Here is a 21194-nt window from a genome sequence, read left to right on the forward strand (position 1 = left end):
ATGAACCTGCTTGCCTTCGATACCAGCACCGACACCCTGTCCATCGCCGTGCAGCACGGGGATCTGGTGCGCGAGCACACGGGCCCGGGCGGTGCGCAGGCCTCGGCCACGCTGATCCCGGCCATCAACCGCCTGCTGGCCGAGGCCGGCCTGTCGTTCGCCACGCTGGACGCCATCGTCTTCGGCCGGGGACCGGGCTCCTTCACCGGCCTGCGCACGGCCTGCGCCGTGGCCCAGGGCCTGGCCTTCGGGGCGCGCGGCGGCGCGGGCGTGCCCGTGCTGCCGGTGGACACGCTGCTGGCCGTGGCCGAGGAGGCGCGCCTGCAGCATGGCTCTACCCAGGTGGTGGCGGTGCTCGACGCACGCATGGACGAGGTCTACAGCGCCCGCTGTGCATGGCAGCCCGCCGAGGGCCGCTGGCAGGCCGATGCCGACTTCGGCCTGGGCGCCCCTGAGACCGTGGAGGTGCCCGACGGCTGGAGCGTGGCCGGCAATGCGCAAGCGCCCTATGGCGAGCGCCTAGCGCCCCTGGCCGCCCATGTACGGGCCCTGCCCACGGCCACCGCACTGCTGCGCCTGGCGCCGGCCCTGCTGGCCGCAGGGGGCGCCGTGCCCGCCAGCGACGCCCTGCCGCGCTACATCCGCGATAAAGTGGCGAAAACCACCGCCGAGCGGGACGCCTTGCGCGCCGCCCAGGCCACCACGCCCACCCCTCCCTGAACCGACCGCCTGCATGAGCGCCGTACCCACCCCTTCTGCCGATGCCCCCGAGGCGCGCCTGGAAGCCCTCACGCTGGCACAGCTCGATGCGGTGCTGGAGGTGGAGCAGCGCGCCTACACCCACCCCTGGACGCGGGGCAACTTCATCGACGCCATGGCCTCGCGCTACGAGTGCCAGTTGCTGCTGGGCGGCGACCGGTTGCTGGGCTATTTCGTGGCCATGATGGGGGTGGACGAAGTGCACCTGCTGAACCTCACCGTCACGCCCGAATTCCAGCGCCAGGGCTGGGCCCGCGTGCTGCTGGACGCACTGGCCCTGTGGTCGCGCGGCAAGGGCGCCCAGTGGCTGTGGCTGGAGGTGCGCGTGAGCAACCTGCGCGCCCAGCACATTTACGAGACGCACGGCTTTCGCCGCGTGGGCGAGCGCAAGCGCTACTACCCTGCCCACCATGGCCAGCGCGAGGACGCGGTGGTCATGAGCCTGCCCCTGTGAGAACCTGCCAATCCCTATGAGCCTTTCACTCGATGCGCGCCAGCGCGCCATGCTGCAGGAGATGGGGGTGACCGTGTGGGCCCCCGGCGAGGCCGCTGCCGCACCGCCCGCGGCCGCCGCCCCCGTGGCAGTGGCCGCAGCAGCCCGCCTTGCCCCACCGCCGCCTGCGGCTGTGCAGCCACCGCCGGTGGTGCATACCCCCGCACCGGCGGCGCAGCGCGCGCCTGTGGCCACCACACCGGTGGCCCCGGTAGCGGCCGCGACCGCCGCAGCCACCGGCCTGGCAGTGCACGCGCCCCAGGCGCTGTACCCCGGGGCAGACCCGGCGCGCACGCCCGCGGGCCTGGGCGGTGGCTGGCTCATCGTGGCCGAAATTCCCCATCCCGCCGAGCCACTCTCGGGCGATGCCGGCAAGCTGCTGGACAACATGCTGCGCGCCATGCAGCTGCACCGCCACCCCCGGGTGTTCCTCGCGGCGCTGGAGCGTGCCGGCTCCGGCAACGGCAACAGCAGCGATGCCGACGTCGCCGGGCAATTGGCGCAGGCCGTTGCCACGCTGCGGCCGGCCATGGTGCTGGTGCTGGGCCATGTGGCGGCCCGGGCCGCGCTGGCCAGCACCGAGCCCCTGGGCCGCCTGCGTGCAGGGCCGCACACCCTGGCGGGCTGCCCGGCCGTGGTCACCTACGACCCCGCATTCCTGCTGCGCTCACAGGACAACAAGGCCGCCGCCTGGGCCGACCTGTGCCGGGCGCTGGCCATCGTGCGCGCGGCCGCCGCCTGAGCCGCCGCGGCCAGGTCTTCGCCACAGACACGCCGGCTGCCCGGTGCGATAATCCGGCGCTTGCATTTTTAAACGGAGAAAGCTCCTTGGAAACCTACCCGAGTTGGTAGCTTTCAGCTCCCCGGCCTGCCGTGGGGTTGAAAGCAACCCCTGACCCCCCACCGCAGACGCCAATTACCAAGGGAGTGAGCCCATGCTCAACATCTTTACGCTCGCCAATGGCCGGCTGTTCCAGGAAGAGATCGAATCCCTGGAAGAGCTCGCCAAGTTCCAGCCGATCTGGGTGGACCTGGAAGCCCCCACACTCGAAGAAAAGCGCTGGATCAAGCAGCACTACGGCCTGTCCATCCCCGAGGATGCGATGGACGAGGACATCGAGGAATCCGCCCGCTTCTACGAAGAAGACAACGGCGAGCTGCACATCCGCAGCGACTTTTTGATCGATGATGACGAGAACCCGCGCTCCGTGCGGGTGGCCTTCATCCTGAACCAGCACAACGCCAACCTCAAGAGCCGGGGCGTGCTGTTCTCCATCCACGACGAGGACGTGCCCGTGTTCCGGCTGCTGCGCATGCGCGCGCGCCGGGCGCCGGGTCTCATCGAGGACGCCAAGGAGGTGCTGCTCAAGCTGTTCGACGCCGATGCCGAGTACTCGGCGGATACGCTGGAGAACATCTACGACGAGCTCGAAGCGGTGAGCAAGCAGGTGCTGGCCGGCGACGTGACCGACACCCGCGCCGGCGAGGTGCTGGCCGCTATCGCGCGCCAGGAAGACTTGAACGGCCGCATCCGCCGCAACGTGATGGACACGCGCCGCGCGGTGAGCTTCATGATGCGCAGCAAGATGCTCAACTCCGAGCAGTTCGAAGAGGCGCGCCAGATCCTGCGCGACATCGAATCGCTGGACAACCACACGGCCTTCCTGTTCGACAAGATCAACTTCCTGATGGACGCCACGGTCGGCTTCATCAACATCAACCAGAACAAGATCATCAAGATCTTCTCGGTGGCCAGCGTGGCGCTGCTGCCGCCCACGCTGATCGCCAGCGTCTACGGCATGAACTTCGAATTCATGCCGGAGCTCAAGTGGACCTACGGCTATGCCTATGGCATCGCGCTGATGGTGGCGAGCGCGGTGGTGCCCATGTGGTACTTCCGCAGGCGCGGCTGGTTGAAGTAGCCCCCCTGTGGCGCTGCGCGCCTTCCCCCCCGAGGGGGGACGCCACCCCTGGACCGGCAAAGCCGGATCCACGGTGGCGCTGGCGGTTGCACTTCTGGCGCTGCGCGCCCTTGTGTTGTCAGGCCGGGTTCTAAGCTACGCCCATCTGTGGCGCTGCGCGCCTTTGTGCTGCCGGGTCACAAAGTTTGCATGAGCACGTGCACCATGTGCTCGGCATAGCGGCTGGCGACGGTCTGGACGAATTGGGCGAAATCGACGTGTGCGGTGTCGTCGGCGCGGTCGGAGATGGTGCGGATGGCGGCGAAGGGGATGGCGTAGTCCAGGCAGACCTGGGCCACGGCGGCGCCTTCCATTTCGACGGCAAGCACGTCGTGGCCAGCCTGGCGCAGGCTGTCGCGCAGCTGCCGGGCTTCCTGGGCGCTGGAGACGAAGCGGTCGCCACTGGCGACGAGGCCGTGGTGCACGCGGTGCGCGCCGTCGCCCAATTCTGGCAGGCGGCCGGCGCCGGACAGGCAGCTGCGCGCGGCCTCCCGCAACAGGGTGGACAGGTGCGCATCGCAGGCCAGCCGCGTGCGTGCATAGCCAGGCAGTTCCCAGCGCGGGAACAGCGGGGAGGCGTCCATGTCGTGCTGCACAAAGGTCTCTGCCACCACCACGTCACCCACATTCACGCCATCCCCCAGCCCCCCCGCCACGCCGGTGAAGACGATGCGCGCCACGCCGAAATGCTCGATGAGCGCCGTGGCCGTGGTGGCCGCCGCCACCTTGCCGATGCCCGAGAGCGCCAGCACAACGGGCCGCTCGCACAGCTCGCCCCGCCAGAAGGAGCGGCCGGCGTGCGTGAGGCGCTGGGCGCGCTCGAGCCGGGCGACGAGGCTGGCCTGTTCTTCGGGCAGGGCGCTGAGGATGGCTGTGGTCATGGGGCTTGGGGCAAAGGAAAAGGGCCTGCGGCCGGGCTCGCAGGTCTGCGATTATTCCAGCCGAAGGCCCTTCGTCGAAAACACACCCTGGGCGGCGCCGTTCACAGCACCGCGGGCAGGGTGGTTTCGCTGGCGTCTTCTTACTTCTTGTCGCGCAGCTCGCGGCGCAGGATCTTGCCCACCGGGGTCTTGGGCAGCTCGGTGCGGAACTCGATCACGCGCGGCTGCTTGTAGCCCGTGAGGTTGGCCTTGCAGAACTCCTTGACCTGGGCCTCGGTGAGACCCGGGTCCTTCTTCACGATGACCAGCTTGACCGCTTCGCCGGTCTTCTCGTCAGGCACGCCGACCACCGCGCATTCGAGCACGCCAGGGCAGTTGGCGACCACTTCCTCGACCTCGTTGGGGTAGACGTTGAAGCCGCTGACCAGCACCATGTCCTTCTTGCGGTCCACGATCTTGAAGTAGCCGCGCTCGTCCATGATGCCGATGTCGCCGGACTTGAAGTAGCCGTCATCGGTCATGACCTTGGCGGTCTCGTCGGGGCGCTGCCAGTAGCCAGCCATGACCTGCGGGCCCTTGATGGCGATCTCGCCGGGCTGGCCCAGCGTGGTGACCTCGTGGCCTTCGTCGTCCAGCAGCTTCATCGTCGTGCCGGGAATCGGCACGCCGATGGTGCCGGTGTATTCCTTGGCCGTCACGGGGTTGCAGCTGGCCGAGGGGCTGGTCTCCGACAGCCCATAGCCCTCGCAGATCGGGCAACCGGTCTTCTCCAGCCAGAGCTTGGCCACGGCGCCCTGCACGGCCATGCCGCCGCCCACCGAGACCTTGAGGTTCTTCCAGTTGACGGTGTCGAAGTCCGGGTGGTTGGCCAGACCGTTGAACAGCGTGTTCACGGCCGGGAAGCTGTGGAAGGTGTGCTTGGACAGCTCCTTGAGCACCGCCGGCAGGTCGCGCGGGTTGGGGATCAGGATGGTCTTGCCGCCCGTGCGCATGGACAGCATCATGTTCACGGTGAACGCGAAGATGTGGTACAGCGGCAGCGCGCAGACGCTGGTGGGCTGCTCGCCCGAAGGCACCTTGGCCATCACCGGCGCATTCCAGGCCTCGGACTGCAGCACGTTGGCGATCACGTTGCGGTGCAGCAGCACCGCGCCCTTGCTCACGCCGGTGGTGCCGCCGGTGTACTGCAACAGGGCGATATCGTCGGGACGGATGTCGGGCTTCTTGAAGCTGCCGCGCGTGCCCTTGGCCACGGCGTCGTTGAAGCGCACGGCACCGGGCAGGTCATAGGCGGGCACCATCTTCTTGACGTTGCGCACCACATAGTTCACCAGCGTGCCCTTGAGCAGGCCCAGCTGGTCACCCATGGCCGCCAGCACCACGTGCTTGACGGGCGTGTTGGCAATGCACTGCTGCAGCGTGGTGGCGAAGTTCTCGATGATGACGATGGCCTTGGCGCCGGAGTCCTTGAGCTGGTGCTCGAGTTCGCGCGGGGTGTACAGCGGGTTCACGTTGACCACGACGAAGCCGGCGCGCAGGATCGCGGCCACCGTCACGGGGTACTGCGGCACATTGGGCATCATGATGGCGACGCGGTCGCCCTTGACCAGGCCCAGGCCCTGCAGGTAGGCCGCGAAGGCGGCGCTCAGCGAATCGGTCTGGGCGTAGCTCACGTCCTTGCCCATGAAGCTGTAGGCCACGCGGCTGGCGTACTTGTTGAACGCCTCGTCCATCAGCGCCACCAGGGAGGGGTACTGCGAGGTATCGATATCTGCGGGAACACCTTGCGGATAGGCGGCCAGCCAGGGACGGTCGGTCATGATGCGTGTCTCTCCAAACTTCTCGTTGCAATGGAACCCCGGCATTGTCTCTGCCGGTGCGGGTTCCGTGGGTGCTTAGTTTCCCCTAGGCGACAGGGCTTTCGCCGTAGCGCCCAAAGGGTCTTTTCGCCGTGGGGAAGGACTACTCGATGGCCTTGCCGATGTCCTCGACGACCTTCTTGGCATCGCCGAAAACCATCATGGTCTTGTCCATGTAGAACAGCTCGTTGTCCAGGCCGGCGTAGCCCGCGGCCATGGAGCGCTTGTTGACGATCACGGTCTTGGCCTTGTAGGCCTCGAGGATGGGCATGCCGTAGATGGGGCTGCCCTTGGTGTGTGCCGCGGGGTTCACCACGTCGTTGGCACCGAGGATGATGGCCACGTCGGCCTGGCCGAACTCGCCATTGATGTCCTCCATCTCGAACACCTGATCGTAAGGCACCTCGGCTTCGGCCAGCAGCACGTTCATGTGGCCGGGCATGCGGCCCGCCACCGGGTGGATGGCGTACTTCACCGTCACGCCCTTTTCGGTGAGCTTGGCCGCCAGTTCCTTGACCGCATGCTGGGCGCGCGCCACCGCCAGGCCATAGCCGGGCACGATGACCACGGTCTCGGCGTTGCCGAGCACGAAGGCCGCGTCGTCGGCGCTGCCGCTCTTGACCGGCCGCTGCTCCTTGGCTCCACCCGCCGCGGTGGCGGTGTCGCCACCGAAGCCGCCCAGGATCACGTTGAAGAACGAGCGGTTCATGGCCTTGCACATGATGTAGCTCAGGATCGCGCCCGAGCTGCCCACCAGCGAGCCGGCGATGATCAGCATCGAATTGTTGAGCGAGAAGCCGATGCCCGCTGCCGCCCAACCCGAGTAGCTGTTGAGCATGGAGACCACCACCGGCATGTCGGCGCCGCCGATGGGGATGATGATCAGCACGCCGAGGATGAAGCCGAGCGCGATCACCAGCACGATGTCGACCCAGCTTTGCGAATGCCAGAAGCCGAAGCAGAAGAACAGCACGGCCAGGCCCAGCACCAGGTTGAGCTTGTGCTGCCCGGGGAACTGCACGGGCGCGCCCTGGAACAGGCGGAACTTGTACTTGCCCGAGAGCTTGCCGAAGGCGATCACCGAACCACTGAAGGTGACCGCGCCGATGAAGGCGCCGAGCGCCAGCTCGATGCGGTTGCCGCCGGGGATGGGGGCGTCCTTGGGCACGATGGCAAAGGCCCAGGGCTCGGCCACCACGGCCACGGCAATGCACACCGCTGCCAGGCCGATCATGCTGTGCATGAAGGCCACGAGCTCGGGCATCTTGGTCATCTCGACCCGGTTGGCCATGATGGCACCGGCCGCGCCGCCCACCACCAGGGCGCCCAGCACATAGACCATGCCCTGCGCCTTGCCGCCCGAGAGCTCGACGATGAGCGCGGCGGTGGTAAGCACGGCGATCGCCATGCCCGTCATGCCGAAGACGTTGCCGCGGATCGAGGTCGTGGGGTGCGAGAGCCCCTTGAGCGCCTGGATGAAGCAGACGCTGGCCACCAGGTACAGCAGCGTGACGAGGTTCATGCTCATGCCTGGCCTCCTTCAGCCTTGGAGGCGGACTTCTTCTCTTTTTTCTTGAACATCTCGAGCATGCGGCGCGTCACGAGGAAGCCGCCGAACACGTTGACCGCAGCCAGCGCCACGGCCAACACGCCCATGCTCTTGCCCAGCGTGGTTTCGGTCAGCGCCGCGGCCAGCATGGCGCCCACGATGACGATGGCGGAGATGGCATTGGTCACCGCCATCAGGGGCGTGTGCAGCGCGGGGGTCACCGTCCAGACCACGTGGTAGCCCACGTAGATGGCCAGCACGAAGATGATGAGGTTGATGAGGGTGGGAGAGACGGCATCCATGGAAATGTGTCCTTCTTTCTTCAATTGGCGTTAGGTTCCGGCAGACCAGGGGCCTTTGGCGGCATTCTTCTTGGCGAAATAGGCATCCACAGCGTCGATGAGCTGCTGCTGGGCCGGGTTGATGGGCGGCTCGATCAGAGCGGCCGATCGCATCACGGTCTTGAGCGTTTGCACGTGGTAATCGGTGAACTTGTCGGCGCTGCGCGCGAGTACCTCGGGCAGCTCGGTGAGCGCCAGCGCGCGGTTGCGCAGCAGGTGCGCGCTGGCCACCCAGAGGCTGCCGGCATCGCCATCGGTCAGCGCCAGGTGCTCGCGCAACAGCGCCTGCACGCCGGTCTTCTGCTGCACCGTGATGGCGCCCGTGGTCTGCACCGTGGCCAGGGCCAGCACGGCGACCACGTCCACCGGATGGTCGAGCGCGTAGAGCGGTGGCGTGGTGACCTTTTTCCGCCAGGCGCGCCGGTGGAAGAAGGTCAGCGGGTTGAGCCAGCCCACATCGATGCCGAAGCGCCGCAGGGCCTCCATGGCCATGGTGAAGGTGATGACCAGGCCCAGGATTTGCAAAATGATCCCCATGTTCCGTGCCTCCCTTGGCTTTTTTATTGCGGCAGTGCGGCGGGGAACGGCGGCACGGCCAGGAATCCATCGAGCATGCCGACGCTCACGCGTGCGGCCCGGGCCATCTGCTGGCTCCAGGCCTCGGCAGGCAAGCCGGCGCGCAGGTAGTCGGGGGTATTGCCTGCGGGCAGCTTCAGCAGGCGCAGGTCCACCAGCGCATTCACCTCGATATAGGCACCGCCCTCGGTCGCATAGCGGTAGTTCACATGCGAGTAGGGCTGCGTGAGCGCCACGCCGCGCTCACCGATCCAGCGCACCAGGCCCGGGTTGGCCTTGTCCAGGAAGCGGTCGCTGGTATGGGCCCAGCGCTTGAAGCGCAGGCAGTCCACGCGCACGGGGCTGCCGGCGGCGGCATCCCGCACCCACAGGCCCTGCTCCTGCGCACAGGAGGCCGTCCACAGCGTGCGGTCACGCGGGTCGCTGCGCTGGTGGGATTGCACCAGCATCACCGCCAGCACTTCGTTGCGGGCGCCGCGCAGGGCCACGGCGCGGGTCTGCAGGGGCAGGCTGGCCGGTGGCGGCAATGCCGCCAGAGCGTCATCGAAGCTGCCCAGGTCTTCCCAGGCGGAAGACGGCAGCACCACGCGCGTGCGCCCGGCGCTGAACTCGGCAGGGCCGGCAGGCATGGGGGCGCAGGCGGAAAGAACCGCCAGGGCCGCCGCAGCGGCCAGCAGGCGGGATAGCAGGGGCCTCATGCGCGCTTCACCGTGCCTTCATGGGCCATCAGGCAGGCAGCCACGATATCGTCCTGCAGGTCCATGTGCAGGGCGCCTTCCTTGTTGACAATGAGCTTGAGGAAGTCGAGCACGTTGCGCGCGTAGAGCGACGAGGCATCCGCCGCCACCAGGGCCGGCAGGTTGGTCTCGCCCACCAGGGTCACGCCGTGCTTGACGACGGTCTTGCCGGGCTCGGTGAGCGGGCAGTTGCCGCCCTGGGGGGCGGCGATGTCGACGATGACCGAACCGGCCTTCATCGACTGGACCATCTCCTCGGTCACCAGCACCGGGGCCGCGCGGCCGGGGATCAGGGCGGTGGTGATGACCACGTCGGCCTGGGCCACGCGCTTGGCGACCTCGGCCTTCTGGCGCTCCAGCCAGCTGGGCGGCATGGGGCGGGCGTAGCCGCCCACCCCCTCGGCGGCGTCCTTTTCTTCCTGGGTCTCGTAGGGCACGTCGATGAACTTGCCACCCAGCGATTCGACCTGCTCCTTGACGCTGGGGCGCACATCGGAGGCCTCGATCACGGCACCCAGGCGCTTGGCCGTGGCAATCGCCTGCAGGCCGGCCACGCCCACGCCCAGGATCACCACGCGCGCGGCCTTCACGGTGCCGGCGGCTGTCATGAGCATGGGGAAGAAGCGCTGGTAGCGGTCGGCCGCGATCATCACGGCCTTGTAGCCGGCGATGTTGGCCTGGGAGGACAGCACGTCCATGCTTTGCGCACGGGTGGTGCGGGGAGCGGCTTCGAGCGCGTAGGCCGTCACGCCGGCAGTCGCCAGGCGCTGCAGGCCCGCCGCATCGAAGGGGTTGAGCATGCCGACCAGCGTGGTGCCCGCGCGCAGGCGTGGCGTCTCGGCCTCGGACGGGCAGCGCACCTTGAGCAGCAGGTCGGCGCCCCAGGCGCCCGCGGCATCGGTGATCTCGGCACCGGCCGCTTCGTACGCCGCATCGGTGACGCTGGCGGCAATGCCGGCGCCGGCCTCGACGCGCAGGGTATGGCCCTGGGCCTTGAGCTTCTTGACCGTTTCGGGGGTCACGGCAACCCGTGTCTCTCCTGCCATGGACTCTGCAGGCACACCAATCAGCATGTCGTCTCCTTGCTCAAGGTCAGTGGTTTTACTTACTTACTGACCGCGAGCTTACATGAAGAAACTTTGATGGCTGTTGCATTTGGCTGATGTAGAGGGAACTCCCCATCGCAAAGGAGACACTCCGGGCGCAAAAAAGCCCGCAAGCACGGGACTTGCGGGCTTGTAGGCCGGGGCCGGTGGTTCAGTGCACCACTTGCGCCAACGTGCCTGCGGCGTACTGCTGGGCCACCTGCTGCAGGCTCAGGCCCTTGATCTTGCTGCCCTGGCCTTCGCAGCCGAATTCCAGGTAGCGGGCCTTGCAGACCTGCTTGGCGGCTTCGCGTGCCGGCTTGAGCCATTCGCGCGCGTCGAACTTGTCGGGGTTCTCGGCCAGGAACTTGCGCACCGCGCCGGTCATGGCCAGGCGGATGTCGGTGTCGATGTTGATCTTGCGCACGCCGTACTTGATGGCCTCCTGGATTTCCTCGACGGGAACGCCGTAGGTTTCCTTCATCTTGCCGCCGTACTGGTTGATGATGGCCAGCAGCTCGGCAGGCACCGAGGAGGAGCCGTGCATCACCAGGTGGGTGTTGGGAATGCGCTGGTGGATTTCCTTGACGCGGCTGATGGCCAGGATGTCGCCCGTGGGCTTGCGGCTGAACTTGTAGGCGCCGTGGCTGGTGCCGATGGCGATCGCCAGGGCATCGAGCTGCGTGGCCTTGACGAACACGGCGGCTTCCTCGGGGTCGGTCAGCATCTGGCTGTGGTCCAGCTTGCCTTCGGCGCCGATGCCGTCTTCCTCGCCGGCTTCACCGGTTTCCAGGTTGCCCAGGCAGCCGAGTTCGCCCTCCACGGTGACGCCGACCTTGTGCGCCATGTCGACGACCTTGCGCGTCACTTCCATGTTGTATTCGAAGGACGAGGGGGTCTTGCCGTCTTCCATCAGCGAACCGTCCATCATCACCGAGCCGAAACCCAGGTCGATGGCGCCCGCGCAGATTTTGGGCGAGGTGCCGTGGTCCTGGTGCATCACCAGGGGAATGTGCGGGAAGGCTTCGACGGCGGCCTGGATCAGGTGCTTGATGAAGGGCTCGCCGGCGTACTTGCGGGCACCTGCGCTGGCCTGCAGGATCACCGGTGCACCCACCTCGTCGGCAGCAGCCATCACGGCCTGGACCTGTTCCAGGTTGTTGACGTTGAAGGCGGGGATGCCATAGCTGTTGGCAGCGGCGTGGTCGAGCAGTTCGCGCATCGAGACGAGGGGCATGGTCGTGAGGTCCGTTCAGGGTTGATGGGGCGCCATGGATACAGGCAGCGGGCGGTGGTAACCGCTTGGTAACCCGGGATTTTACCCGGCCGTCGCCGCCGACGCTGCGGCGAATTCCAGCCGGTAGCAGGTGGTAAAGGGCGCCGGCGCCGCTGCGGGCCCGAAATGCCCACCATGGGCCTCGGCCACGCGGCGCACGATTTCATGCCCCAGGTGCAGGCTGTCCGCAGGTGCCACGGCACGTTGCGCGCCCGCGCCGCGGGCCCCGTCGTCGCAGACCTGCAGCCATGCAGCCCCGGCATCGGAGACCCCCATCTGCACGGCGATGCGGGTGCCTTCCGGGGTGTGCTTGAGGGCGTTTTCCATCAGGTTGCGCAACGCCAGATCCAGCAGCACGGCATGGCCCGCCAAGGCCATCTGGTCAGGGCCGGCCAGCGCGATCTCGTCGCCGCGCTGCCAAGCAGCCTGTGCGTAGTCGGCGCACACGGCCCGGCTGACGGCCACCAGGTCCAGGGGCGCCTTGGCCTCGTGCAGTTCGGCCCGGCTCGCACGCGCCAGGGCCAGCAACTGGTTGAGCACGTGGCCCGCTCGCAGCGCGTCCTGGCCGATGCGCGCCACGGCCTGGGCCTGGGCCGGAGCGTCCAGGCCCTTGTCCAGTGCGCTGGCCTGGAGCGCAATCGACGACAGCGGCGTGCGCAGCTCGTGCGCCACCTCGTTGGCCAGGCGGCGCTCGCGCGCCATGGCGGCCTGCTGGCGCTCCAGCAGGGTGTTGATCGACGCTACCACCGATTCGAACTCGCTCCAGGCACGGCTGGCGGTCAAGCGCTCGGCGCTGGCCGGGTCGAGCGCTGCCACGTCGCGGGACAGCTCGTACAACGGGCGCAGCCCCCGCCACAGCGCCAGGCCCAGCGCCAGGGCCACGACAGGCAGCAGCCACAGGCCGGGCTCGACCATCTGTTCGGCGATGTCCTCGGCCAGGTCATCGCGCTCGCCCAGCTCCAGCAGCACCACCACCTTGCGGCTGCGGTCGGCCGACCACTGGGAGAAGCTGCGCCACACGGTGGCCTTGGGCCCCAACGTGAGGTTGGAAAAGCCCTCGGCCCCACCGAAGGCGGGCAGGGGGGCGCTGCCCGTGTGGGCCAGTAAACGGCCCTGTGCATCCCACTGCACCACGCTCAGGGACTGCTGGTAGTCGTGTGCCTTGAGCCAGGGCATGGGGGCACGCTGGGTGGTGTTCTCCAGCTCCACAGATTCCGACGCACGCAGGTTGAGCAGCAGCGCGGCCACGCTGGCCAGGTGGCCGTCGGTCAGCTCGTCGGCTTCGTGGATGCCGGTCTGGTAGCCCAGGTAGACAAAGCTGGCCCACACCAGCACCAGGGCACCGAGCGACCAGAGCAGCAGCTGGCGGGTGAGCGAGGAACTGCCGGCCACGCGCAGCAGGCGCCGGCCCCAGGCCTTCATCCTCATGGCTTCTCCTGGGGCATGAAATAGCCCACGCCGCGCATGGTCTGGATGCAGGTGCTACCCAGTTTGCGGCGCAGGTGGTGGATGTAGACCTCGATGGCGTTGCTCTCGATGGCCACGTCCCAGCTGTACAGGCGCTCCTCGATCTGCTGGCGCGAGAGCACGCGCCCGCGCGCATCCATCAGCACCCACAGCACCGAGAACTCGCGCGGCGACATCTCCACCGCCTGCCCCGCCTGGTGCACCGTGCGCGCACCGGGGTCGAGCTCGATGTCGGCATGGCGCAGTGTGGGCGATGCCCGGCCCGTGGCACGGCGCAGCATGGCGCGCAGCCGAGCCTCCAGTTCATCGACGTTGAAGGGCTTGACGAGGTAGTCGTCGGCCCCCTGGTCCAGCCCTGCGATGCGTTCGGTGACATGGTCGCGCGCCGTGAGGATCAACACCGGCGTGGCCGGGTCGGGCAGCGCCAGCGCTGCCTGGGCCCCGGCGGTTGCGGCCGGACTGGCGCGCAGGCGGCGCAGCACCTCGCTGCCGTCGCCGTCCTTCAGGCCCAGGTCCAGCAGCACGGCATCGAAGCGCTCGGCGCGCAGGGCGGCCCAGGCACCCGCCACGCCATCGCACACGTCGACGGCATAGCCTCGCTGCTGCAGGTTGGTGCGCAGGCCACTGGCAATGCCGGCATCGTCTTCCACCACAAGGATTCGCATGCGCGCATTGTGGCAGTCCCGAGCGACCTGCGCCCGGACCGCCGCAGGAGTTTAAGACGGCCTTAAGAGCGGATTCCTATCGTCGCCCCATGCGCCTGCCGTCCTCGCCCCTTGACCCCGCCCTCCCCCCGTTCTCCGCGCAGCGGCGCATCGCAGCCTGGACACTGGCCTGCCTGGCCCTCGTGGTGCTGTGGGACTTCCTGGGCCGGGACCTGTCGCTGGCCCATGCCTTCGGCAGTGGCTCGGGCTTTCCGCTGCGCGACCAGTGGTTCTTCGTGCATGTGGCGCACGAGGGGGCGCGGCGGGTGGGCTGGTTGCTGGTCTTGCTGCTGGCACTCGGCGTGTGGTGGCCCCTGGGCCCGCTGCGCCGCCTGGACATGGGCGAGCGCCTGCAGTGGGTGGTGAGCGCACTGCTGGCGCTGGCCGCGGTCAGCATCGCCAAGAACCTGAGCAGCACCAGCTGTCCCTGGGACCTGGCCGAATTCGGGGGCGTGGCGCGTTATGCCTCGCACTGGGCCTGGGGCCTGGTGGATGGCGGCGGGGGCCGCTGCTTTCCCGCCGGCCACGCCTCGGCAGGCTTCGCCTTCGTCGGCGGCTGGTTCGCGCTGCGGCGCACGCAGCCCCGGGCTGCATGCGCCTGCCTGGTGGCATCGCTGGTGGCCGGGCTGGTGCTGGGCCTGGCCCAGCAGGCGCGGGGCGCGCATTTCATGAGCCACACCCTGTGGTCGGCCTGGCTGTGCTGGACGGTCGCCTGGATGGCCGACCTCGGCGCACGCGCACTGCGGGTGCGCCTGGCCCCGCCGCCGGGTGCCGCCGCACCCGCGGCCTGAGCCGCTTGGGAGGGATCAGCTGGCGCGGCAGATCTTGAGCATGTTGGTACCACCGGGAGCCCCCATGGGCTCGCCGCAGGTAATCGCATAGACATCGCCCTTCTGCACGATGTTGCGCGTCTTGAGGTGGCCCTCGGCCTGCTCCAGCGCCGTGTCGCGGTCGGCACTGGTGTCCATGAGCAAGGGGCGCACGTTGCGGTACATGGCCATCTTGCGCTGCGTGGCCACCTTGGGCGTGAGCGCATAGATCGGGATGTGGATGCGGTGGCGGCTCATCCACAGCGCCGTGGCGCCGCTGTCGGTCATGGCCACGATGGCCTTGGCGCCCAGGTGGTGGGCCGTGAACAGCGCGCCCATGGCGATGGACTGGTCGATGCGGCCGAAGGTCTGGCCCGTGAAGTCGGCGTCCAGCGGGTGGTCTTCGGCGGCCTCGGCGGCGGCGCAGATGGTGGCCATCTCCATCACCGTCTCCAGCGGGTACTTGCCGGCCGCCGTCTCGGCGCTGAGCATCACGGCGTCGGTGCCGTCGAGCACGGCGTTGGCCACGTCGCTGACCTCGGCGCGCGTGGGCACGGGGTTGGTGATCATGCTCTCCATCATCTGCGTGGCGGTGATGACCACCTTGTCCAGATCACGCGCCATGCGGATCATCTTCTTTTGCAGCGCCGGCACGGCGGCATTGCCCACTTCCACGGCCAGGTCGCCGCGGGCGACCATGATGCCGTCGCTCACGCGCAGGATGGCTTCGAGGTGCGGAATGGCCTCCGCGCGCTCGATCTTGGCGATCAGGCCCGGCTTGTGGCGGAACTCGGAAGCCGCCACGTTGCACAGCTGGCGTGCCATCTCCATGTCGGTCGCGTTCTTGGGAAAGCTCACGGCCACGTAGTCGGCCTGGAAGCTCATCGCGGTGCGGATGTCCTCCATGTCCTTGGCCGTGAGGGCGGGCGCCGTGAGGCCGCCGCCCTGCTTGTTGATGCCCTTGTTGTTGGACAGCTCGCCGCCGATCTTGACCGTGGTATGCACCTCTTCGCCCTGCACGGAATCGACGATGAGCACGATCAGGCCATCGTTGAGCAGCAGCACGTCACCGGCCTTCACGTCGCGCGGCAGCTCCTTGTAGTCGAGGCCCACGCCGTCGATGTCGCCGGGCTCGGTGCGCGAGGCGTCGAGCACGAACCTCTCACCCGACACCAGCTGCACCTTGCCTTCGGCGAACTTGCCGACCCGGATCTTGGGACCTTGCAGGTCGGCCATGATGGCCACTTCGCGTCCGGCGCGCTGGGCGGCGGCGCGCACCGTGGTGGCGCGGTCGATGTGGTCCTGCGCCTTGCCATGGCTGAAGTTCAGGCGCACCACGTTGACGCCCGCGCGGATCATCGCCTCCAGCAGTTGCGGGTCGCTCGAAGCGGGGCCCAGGGTGGCAACGATCTTGGTGGCGCGGCGGGTTTGCATGGGCTTGTCTCTTTCGTCGGTTATGTAATCGAATTTCAATTTTCACACGAAAGCGGTTACATGCCGATTACCACCTGCCCGGCAGGCCCATGCGGCATTCGCAACTATTTCCAAAACTGGAACAGTCAGTTCGCGACTTGGTAGTTTTTCTCTGAACACCCCAGGCGTACAGTTCAACCCATCGATGAGCCGAACCCGCAAGGCGACTCACCGAACCCGGTCTGAAGTTGTTTTCTCTCCGGTTTTTTTGAGACGCTTTTTCACTTTAAGGATTTTCATCATGAACACGACCGCACGCTTCCTCTCCATCGCCGCTGTTGCCGCTTTCGCATCGTTTGGTGCCCAGGCCGACGAAGCCGACGCTTCGCAATTCGCCACCAAGTTCGAAACCAACCGCACCCGCGCCGAAGTGGCCGCTGAAGCCGCTACCGTGGCCCAGACCCGCAGCATCGAACCTGCTGGTTCGCGTGTCGTGACCTACAAGTCGACTGCTGACCGCGCTGCCGTGCGTGCCCAGGCTGCTGACGCTGTGCGCACCGGCCAGATCTCTTTTGGCGAAATCGGCGCTCTGTAATCAGCGCCCCGGACTGAACTGACCCGCTACCCAAACAAACCTAGCAAAGAATCGAGATCACCATGAACAAGACCGCACGTTTCCTGTCCATCGCCGCTGTGGCTGCTTTCTCCGCTTTCGGTGCCCACGCTGACGAAGCCGACAGCTCGCAGTTCGCGCTGAAGTTCGACACGAACCGCACCCGCGCCGAAGTGGCTGCAGAAGCCGCTACCGTGGCCCAGACCCGCAGCATCGAGCCCGCTGGTTCGCGCGTCGTGACCTACAAGTCCACGGCCGACCGTGCTGCCGTGCGTGCCGCAGCCGCTGAAGCTGTGCGCCTGGGCCAGATCCCTTCGGGCGAAATCAGCGCCCTGTAATCCACAGGCAAGGCAAGGCTGCAGACCGCACTGCAGCCTCCATGCAAAAGGCCGGTGCCCCGCGAGGGGCACCGGCCTTTTGCCATGGGCGCGCCTGCCCGCAGGCGCGCCTTCACTCCAGCACGTCGAAGTGGAACACCTTGCTCACGATCTGCCAGCGCCCATCGAGCCGCACCAGCGTCAGGAAGTCCGTAAAAAGGCGCGGCGCAATCGCGCATTCCACCCGCGCAAAGGCCGTGACCGGACCGGCGAACTCGATGGACAGGATGCGATCGAGCCGCGGCTGCCCGAGGCTCGCGGGCGAAGGACGCTGGTCCACAATGGGAAAGTACTCTTCCATGTTCCGATGCAGCAGCTGTCCGTCGGTGGCGCAGCAATAGGTCGCCTGCGGATGGAAGACCTGTGCCAGCCGGCCCGTGTCACTCTGGTACAGGCCGTCGAAGTAGGTGCGCAACGTCGTGGCGACGCCCGCAAAATCGGAGGCGGCGTTCATGGCTGGCGCTTTCGGAACTCGGCCACGGGCAAGCCGCCCACGCCCCAGTTGTCGAGCTCGATCTCGTCGATTACCACGTGCGTGGTCGCGGGGTTCTTGTGCAGCACCCGCACCAGCAGCTCGGTGACGCCGGCGATGAGCTCGGCCTTTTGTTCGCGCGTCACACCTTCGCGGGTGACCTGGATGTTCACGTAGGGCATGGCGGCTCCCTTTCAGCCGATGCGGGCCACGACCTGTGCAATGCGCTCGCCGAAGGCCCGGGCCGTTGCCAGATCGCCAGCCACCATCTCGTCGGTCGATGCATCGGAGGGCGTGGCCGTCATCAGCCCGGCAAAGGAGGCCAGGTAGTTCAGGTCGTCACGCAGCGCGGCCTTGGTGTTGCTCGGCGGCATGGCCGTGCCCGCCCAGAGCATGCCGTGCTGCTGCGACAGCGAGAACAGGGTGTAGAGGGTGGTGAGCTTGTCGCCGTTGATCCCGGCGCTGTTGGTGAAGCCGGCGGCCAGTTTGTCCTTCCACCCCTGGCGCGCCCAGACGGCGGAGCTGGCGTCTGCAAAGCGTTTGAACTGCCAGCTCACGTTGGCCATGTAGGTCGGCGAGCCGAACACGATGGCGCGCGACGCACCGAGCTGCGCCCAGCCTTCGGGGGCGAGCTCGCCCTGCTCGTCGATGGCGAGCAGGACACCGCCGCTGGCTGCAGCGACGGCCTTCGCGATTTCGCGGGTGTGGCCGTAGCCACTGTGGAAGACGATGGAAATGGGAGAGGTCATGGGTTTCCTGGTCGAGACAAAACGGGAAACCGCAGGTTATTGAATACGCATGGATTGATAAACTGATCACCGATAACTTCATTAATTACATGGAGTAATGCATGGCCCGTGAATTCGGCGATGTGATGCTCGGGAGCATCGAACTGTTCTGCCTGGCCGCCGAGGCCCAGAGCTTCACAGCCGCGGCCCGGGAGGCGGGGCTGACCCCGGCGGCGGTGAGCCGCTCCATTGCGCGGCTGGAGGAGCGCCTGCAGGTGCGGCTGTTCGTGCGCAGCACGCGCAAGATCCGCTTGACCGATGGCGGCCGGACCTACTTCGACCAATGCCGGCAGGCGCTCAACCGCCTCAGCGAGGCCGAGCGGGAGCTGACAGGCACGCAGGCAGAACCGGCCGGCAAGCTGCGCATCAGCGTGCCCACCACGCTGGGTCATTACCGTGTGCTGCCGGCGCTGGTGGGTTTTCGCGCGCGCTACCCCAAGGTGCAGGTCGAGGTGCAACTGAGCAACCGCAACGTGGACTTCACGGCCGATGGCTTCGATCTGGCCGTGCGGGCCCGGGCGCAGGCCGACTCAGGCCTGGTCGCGAGAAAGCTGATGGATGCAGAGCTGGTCGTGGTCGCCACGCCGGGCTACCTGCACTCGGCGGGCGTGCCCCGCAACCTTGGCGACCTGGCATCCCACGAGTGCCTCCAGTTCGTGCTGCCCAGCACCGGGCAGGCCGTGCCATGGGTCTTTTGCCAAGAGGGCCAGGACATCGATGTCGGCACCACGGGCAACCTCACCTGCTCGGACGACCTGCTGGGCGGAGTCACCCTGGCACGCCATGGCGCAGGGCTGCTGCAGACCTACCGCTTCATCGTGGAGGACGACCTGCGGCAGGGCCGGCTGGTGGAGGTGCTGCAGGACCTGGGCGGCCGTTCCCGGCCGTTTTCGATCATCTACCCGGCCACCCGCCACATGCCGCTGCGCGTGCGGGCCTTCATCGACCACCTCATCACCAGCGTGTAGAGCGGGCCATCAGGCGCGCATCAGCGCCTCGATCTCGTCCGCATCCACCGGCACGCCGCGCGTGATCAGCTCGCAGCCGGTGGCCGTGACGATGGCGTCGTCCTCGATGCGGATGCCGATGCCATGGAACTGCTCGGGCACGCCCTCGGCGGCGCGCACGTACAGGCCAGGCTCGATGGTCAGCACCATGCCGGGCTGCAGCACGCGGCTCGGGCGGTTGAGGATGGTTTCGCCCGAAAGCGGGTCCTTGCGCTCGGTGGTCTTGTCGGCCTCGCAGGGCTCCACGTAGCTGCCGCAGTCGTGCACGTCCATGCCCAGCCAGTGGCTGGTGCGGTGCATGTAGAACGGGAAGTAGGCGCGCTTGTCGATCACGTCCTGCACGCTGCCCACCTTGCTGGCGTCGAGCAGGCCCAGGTCCAGCAGGCCCTGGGCGAGCACGGCCACGGTGGCGTCGTGCGGGTCGTTGAAGCGGGCACCGGCGCGGGTCGCGTCCACGGCCGCGACTTGGCTGGCCAGCACCAGGTCGTACAGCGCCCGCTGCGGCCCGGTGAACCGGCCATTGGCCGGGAAGGTGCGCGTGATGTCGCTGGCATAGCCGTCGAGCTCGCAGCCGGCGTCAATGAGCACCAGTTCGCCATCGCGCACCGGCGCGGCATCGGCGCGGTAGTGCAGAACGCAGGCATTGGCACCGGCAGCCACGATGGAGCCGTAGGCCGGGTACTGCGAGCCGCCTTCGCGGAAGGCGTACAGCAGCTCGGCGTCGAGGTGGTACTCGCGCACGTCCTCGCCAGCGCGCAGCATGCGGGCCGAGCGCTGCATGGCACGGACGTGGGCGCGGGCGCTGATGTCGCTGGCGCGGCGCATGATGTCCTGCTCGTGCGCATCCTTGATGAGGCGCATCTCGTCGAGCGGGCCGCACAGGTCCTGCTGCACGGCCGGGCACTGTGCGCCGTAGCGCACCCGGGCGCGCACGGCATTGAGCCAGCCCTCCACGCGCGCAGCCAGGCCGTTGTGGGTGGCATGGGGGTACCACACGCTCTGGCGGTTCTCCAGCAGGCGCGGCAGCTGTGCGTCGAGCACGGCGCTCGAGTGCGCCGCATCCACGGCCAGCACGCCAGGCGCCGCCTCCGGGCCCAGGCGGTAGCCGTCCCAGATCTCGCGCTCCAGGTCCTTGGGGCGGCAGAACAGCGTGCTCTGCCCTTCGGCCGTGAGCACCAGGCAGGCTCCGGCCTCGGTGAAGCCGGTCAGGTAGTAGAAGTAGCTGTCGTGGCGGTACAGGAAGTCGGTATCGCGGTTGCGCGGGTACTCGGGTGCCGTGGGGATGATGGCAATGCCCCCCGCACCCAGCTGGGCAGCAAGGCGCGCGCGGCGCTGGGCATGGATGGAGTGCGAGGAGGGTGAGTTCATGCGCTATTTTTATCGCGAATCCACCGCCCTTCGGTGCCGCAGGCCATCCCGCCTGCAAACAATTCCAAAAACCGGCGGCGCCAAAGAGTTGTTGACAAACGTATTCACATGAATACCATCGCATTCAACCCCACTTCGGATGGATGCCATGGTCACCACCTCCACCACGATGGAGCCCCTCTCCGCCCGCATACCGAGCGACCTCTACCTGTGGCTGGCACAGCTGCAGGTCGAGGGTGCCACCACCAACAGCGACAAGCTGCGCGTGCTGCTGGGCCAGCTCAAGCGCCACCACGACGGTGCACTGGACTATGTGGCGGCCCATGCCTGGGCGCGCGACGTCACCGGCCGGCTGCGCGAGTCGCTGGTGCGCACCGAGGGCCAGACGGGCCGGCACTCGGACGTGCTCAACGCCATGCTGGACCACGTCACCACCTGCCTGGCCATCGTGGTGAGCAACGCGCCCGCTTCGGAGCAGGAGGCCGCCCGGCTCGAAGACCTGCTGGTGCGCCGGGGCTTTGCGCTCAGTGAGATGCTGCTGCGCCAGGCGACCACCGCGCAGGCCAGCGCGTACGATCCGGTCGTCGTGCAGCGCCACGCCGCAGCGACGCTGGAGCTGGCCCAGTCGATTCACTCCCCTCTCTCGAAAGGAGCCTGAG

Annotated in this window: 24 protein-coding genes; 9 read left to right on the plus strand and 15 right to left on the minus strand. The window is 67.6% G+C overall.

What is annotated here, in order from left to right; genetic code table 11:
- The 4 genes from tsaB to corA all read left to right on the plus strand — a co-directional run bounded on the left by tsaB (position 1) and on the right by corA (position 3174).
- Positions 1–720, plus strand: coding sequence for a tRNA (adenosine(37)-N6)-threonylcarbamoyltransferase complex dimerization subunit type 1 TsaB (gene tsaB / locus AC07PF_RS04565; protein ID WP_145693698.1), 720 nt, complete (start codon positions 1–3; stop codon positions 718–720).
- A 13-nt stretch (positions 721–733) separates the two neighbouring features.
- Complete coding sequence (gene rimI / locus AC07PF_RS04570; RefSeq protein WP_007857549.1) at positions 734–1213, plus strand: ribosomal protein S18-alanine N-acetyltransferase; 480 nt, start codon at positions 734–736, stop codon at positions 1211–1213.
- A 16-nt stretch (positions 1214–1229) separates the two neighbouring features.
- Entirely contained in the window at positions 1230–1994 is a 765-nt protein-coding gene (locus AC07PF_RS04575; protein ID WP_494611025.1) for a uracil-DNA glycosylase family protein, read from the plus strand.
- 193 nt (positions 1995–2187) lie between these two features.
- Positions 2188–3174 carry a magnesium/cobalt transporter CorA gene (gene corA, locus AC07PF_RS04580; protein ID WP_007857552.1) on the plus strand — a complete coding sequence of 329 codons (987 nt, stop codon included), beginning with the start codon at positions 2188–2190 and terminating at the stop codon, positions 3172–3174.
- A 176-nt stretch (positions 3175–3350) separates the two neighbouring features.
- Here corA and AC07PF_RS04585 read toward each other — a convergent pair whose 3' ends face one another.
- The 10 genes from AC07PF_RS04585 to AC07PF_RS04630 all read right to left on the minus strand — a co-directional run bounded on the left by AC07PF_RS04585 (position 3351) and on the right by AC07PF_RS04630 (position 13649).
- Positions 3351–4094, minus strand: a complete 744-nt coding sequence (locus tag AC07PF_RS04585) for a 5'-methylthioadenosine/adenosylhomocysteine nucleosidase (RefSeq protein ID WP_494604076.1) — start codon at positions 4092–4094, stop codon at positions 3351–3353.
- A gap of 140 nt (positions 4095–4234) precedes the next feature.
- A complete protein-coding gene (locus AC07PF_RS04590) occupies positions 4235–5914 on the minus strand; it encodes a long-chain-fatty-acid--CoA ligase (protein ID WP_035205036.1) in 1680 nt (559 codons plus the stop codon).
- A 142-nt stretch (positions 5915–6056) separates the two neighbouring features.
- Positions 6057–7481: an NAD(P)(+) transhydrogenase (Re/Si-specific) subunit beta gene (locus tag AC07PF_RS04595; protein WP_007857557.1), complete on the minus strand. Its 1425-nt coding sequence runs from the start codon at positions 7479–7481 to the stop codon at positions 6057–6059.
- Positions 7478–7804, minus strand: a complete 327-nt coding sequence (locus AC07PF_RS04600; protein WP_471634936.1) for an NAD(P) transhydrogenase subunit alpha part 2 — start codon at positions 7802–7804, stop codon at positions 7478–7480. The genes AC07PF_RS04595 and AC07PF_RS04600 overlap by 4 nt, the downstream gene beginning before the upstream one ends.
- A 30-nt stretch (positions 7805–7834) precedes the next feature.
- A complete protein-coding gene (locus AC07PF_RS04605) occupies positions 7835–8380 on the minus strand; it encodes a hypothetical protein (protein WP_007857559.1) in 546 nt (181 codons plus the stop codon).
- 23 nt (positions 8381–8403) lie between these two features.
- Complete coding sequence (locus tag AC07PF_RS04610; protein ID WP_494611026.1) at positions 8404–9117, minus strand: hypothetical protein; 714 nt, start codon at positions 9115–9117, stop codon at positions 8404–8406.
- A complete protein-coding gene (locus AC07PF_RS04615; protein WP_494604072.1) occupies positions 9114–10229 on the minus strand; it encodes a Re/Si-specific NAD(P)(+) transhydrogenase subunit alpha in 1116 nt (371 codons plus the stop codon). The genes AC07PF_RS04610 and AC07PF_RS04615 overlap by 4 nt, the downstream gene beginning before the upstream one ends.
- A gap of 184 nt (positions 10230–10413) precedes the next feature.
- Positions 10414–11478: a class II fructose-bisphosphate aldolase gene (fba, locus tag AC07PF_RS04620; RefSeq protein WP_007857562.1), complete on the minus strand. Its 1065-nt coding sequence runs from the start codon at positions 11476–11478 to the stop codon at positions 10414–10416.
- A gap of 81 nt (positions 11479–11559) precedes the next feature.
- Entirely contained in the window at positions 11560–12945 is a 1386-nt protein-coding gene (locus AC07PF_RS04625) for a histidine kinase dimerization/phospho-acceptor domain-containing protein (RefSeq protein ID WP_494611027.1), read from the minus strand.
- Entirely contained in the window at positions 12942–13649 is a 708-nt protein-coding gene (locus tag AC07PF_RS04630) for a response regulator (protein ID WP_007857564.1), read from the minus strand. The genes AC07PF_RS04625 and AC07PF_RS04630 overlap by 4 nt, the downstream gene beginning before the upstream one ends.
- 89 nt (positions 13650–13738) lie before the next feature.
- Here AC07PF_RS04630 and AC07PF_RS04635 point away from each other — a divergent pair, with 89 nt between their 5' ends.
- Positions 13739–14479, plus strand: coding sequence for a phosphatase PAP2 family protein (locus AC07PF_RS04635; protein WP_007857565.1), 741 nt, complete (start codon positions 13739–13741; stop codon positions 14477–14479).
- A gap of 15 nt (positions 14480–14494) precedes the next feature.
- Here AC07PF_RS04635 and pyk read toward each other — a convergent pair whose 3' ends face one another.
- On the minus strand, positions 14495–15931 hold the full coding sequence (pyk, locus tag AC07PF_RS04640) for a pyruvate kinase (RefSeq protein ID WP_007857566.1): 1437 nt from the start codon (positions 15929–15931) through the stop codon (positions 14495–14497).
- Positions 15932–16211: 280 nt separating this feature from the next.
- On the opposite strand from pyk, the gene AC07PF_RS04645 reads away from it, so the two are divergent.
- Positions 16212–16505, plus strand: a complete 294-nt coding sequence (locus AC07PF_RS04645; protein WP_145697286.1) for a DUF4148 domain-containing protein — start codon at positions 16212–16214, stop codon at positions 16503–16505.
- 62 nt (positions 16506–16567) lie between these two features.
- Positions 16568–16861 (plus strand): DUF4148 domain-containing protein, encoded by a 294-nt coding sequence (locus tag AC07PF_RS04650; protein WP_145693723.1) that lies wholly within the window; start codon positions 16568–16570, stop codon positions 16859–16861.
- A gap of 112 nt (positions 16862–16973) precedes the next feature.
- On the opposite strand, the gene AC07PF_RS04655 is transcribed toward AC07PF_RS04650, so the two are convergent.
- Genes AC07PF_RS04655 through AC07PF_RS04665 form a run of 3 tightly spaced genes read right to left on the minus strand, consistent with a single transcriptional unit; the run spans position 16974 to position 18121 of the window.
- Positions 16974–17354, minus strand: a complete 381-nt coding sequence (locus AC07PF_RS04655) for a nuclear transport factor 2 family protein (protein WP_494611028.1) — start codon at positions 17352–17354, stop codon at positions 16974–16976.
- Positions 17351–17554: a tautomerase family protein gene (locus AC07PF_RS04660; protein ID WP_007851005.1), complete on the minus strand. Its 204-nt coding sequence runs from the start codon at positions 17552–17554 to the stop codon at positions 17351–17353. Before AC07PF_RS04660 ends, AC07PF_RS04655 begins: the two co-directional genes overlap by 4 nt.
- A gap of 12 nt (positions 17555–17566) precedes the next feature.
- Positions 17567–18121 carry a flavodoxin family protein gene (locus tag AC07PF_RS04665; protein ID WP_494611029.1) on the minus strand — a complete coding sequence of 185 codons (555 nt, stop codon included), beginning with the start codon at positions 18119–18121 and terminating at the stop codon, positions 17567–17569.
- Between the two features lie 101 nt (positions 18122–18222).
- Here AC07PF_RS04665 and AC07PF_RS04670 point away from each other — a divergent pair, with 101 nt between their 5' ends.
- Entirely contained in the window at positions 18223–19128 is a 906-nt protein-coding gene (locus AC07PF_RS04670; RefSeq protein WP_007851001.1) for a LysR family transcriptional regulator, read from the plus strand.
- A gap of 9 nt (positions 19129–19137) precedes the next feature.
- Here the strand turns inward: AC07PF_RS04670 and AC07PF_RS04675 are convergent, their stop codons facing one another.
- Positions 19138–20535, minus strand: a complete 1398-nt coding sequence (locus tag AC07PF_RS04675) for an aminopeptidase P N-terminal domain-containing protein (RefSeq protein ID WP_494611030.1) — start codon at positions 20533–20535, stop codon at positions 19138–19140.
- Between the two features lie 148 nt (positions 20536–20683).
- On the opposite strand from AC07PF_RS04675, the gene AC07PF_RS04680 reads away from it, so the two are divergent.
- Complete coding sequence (locus tag AC07PF_RS04680) at positions 20684–21193, plus strand: hypothetical protein (RefSeq protein WP_494611031.1); 510 nt, start codon at positions 20684–20686, stop codon at positions 21191–21193.
- Position 21194: the final 1 nt, after the last annotated feature.

Source organism: Acidovorax sp. GW821-FHT10A04 (assembly GCF_059415825.1).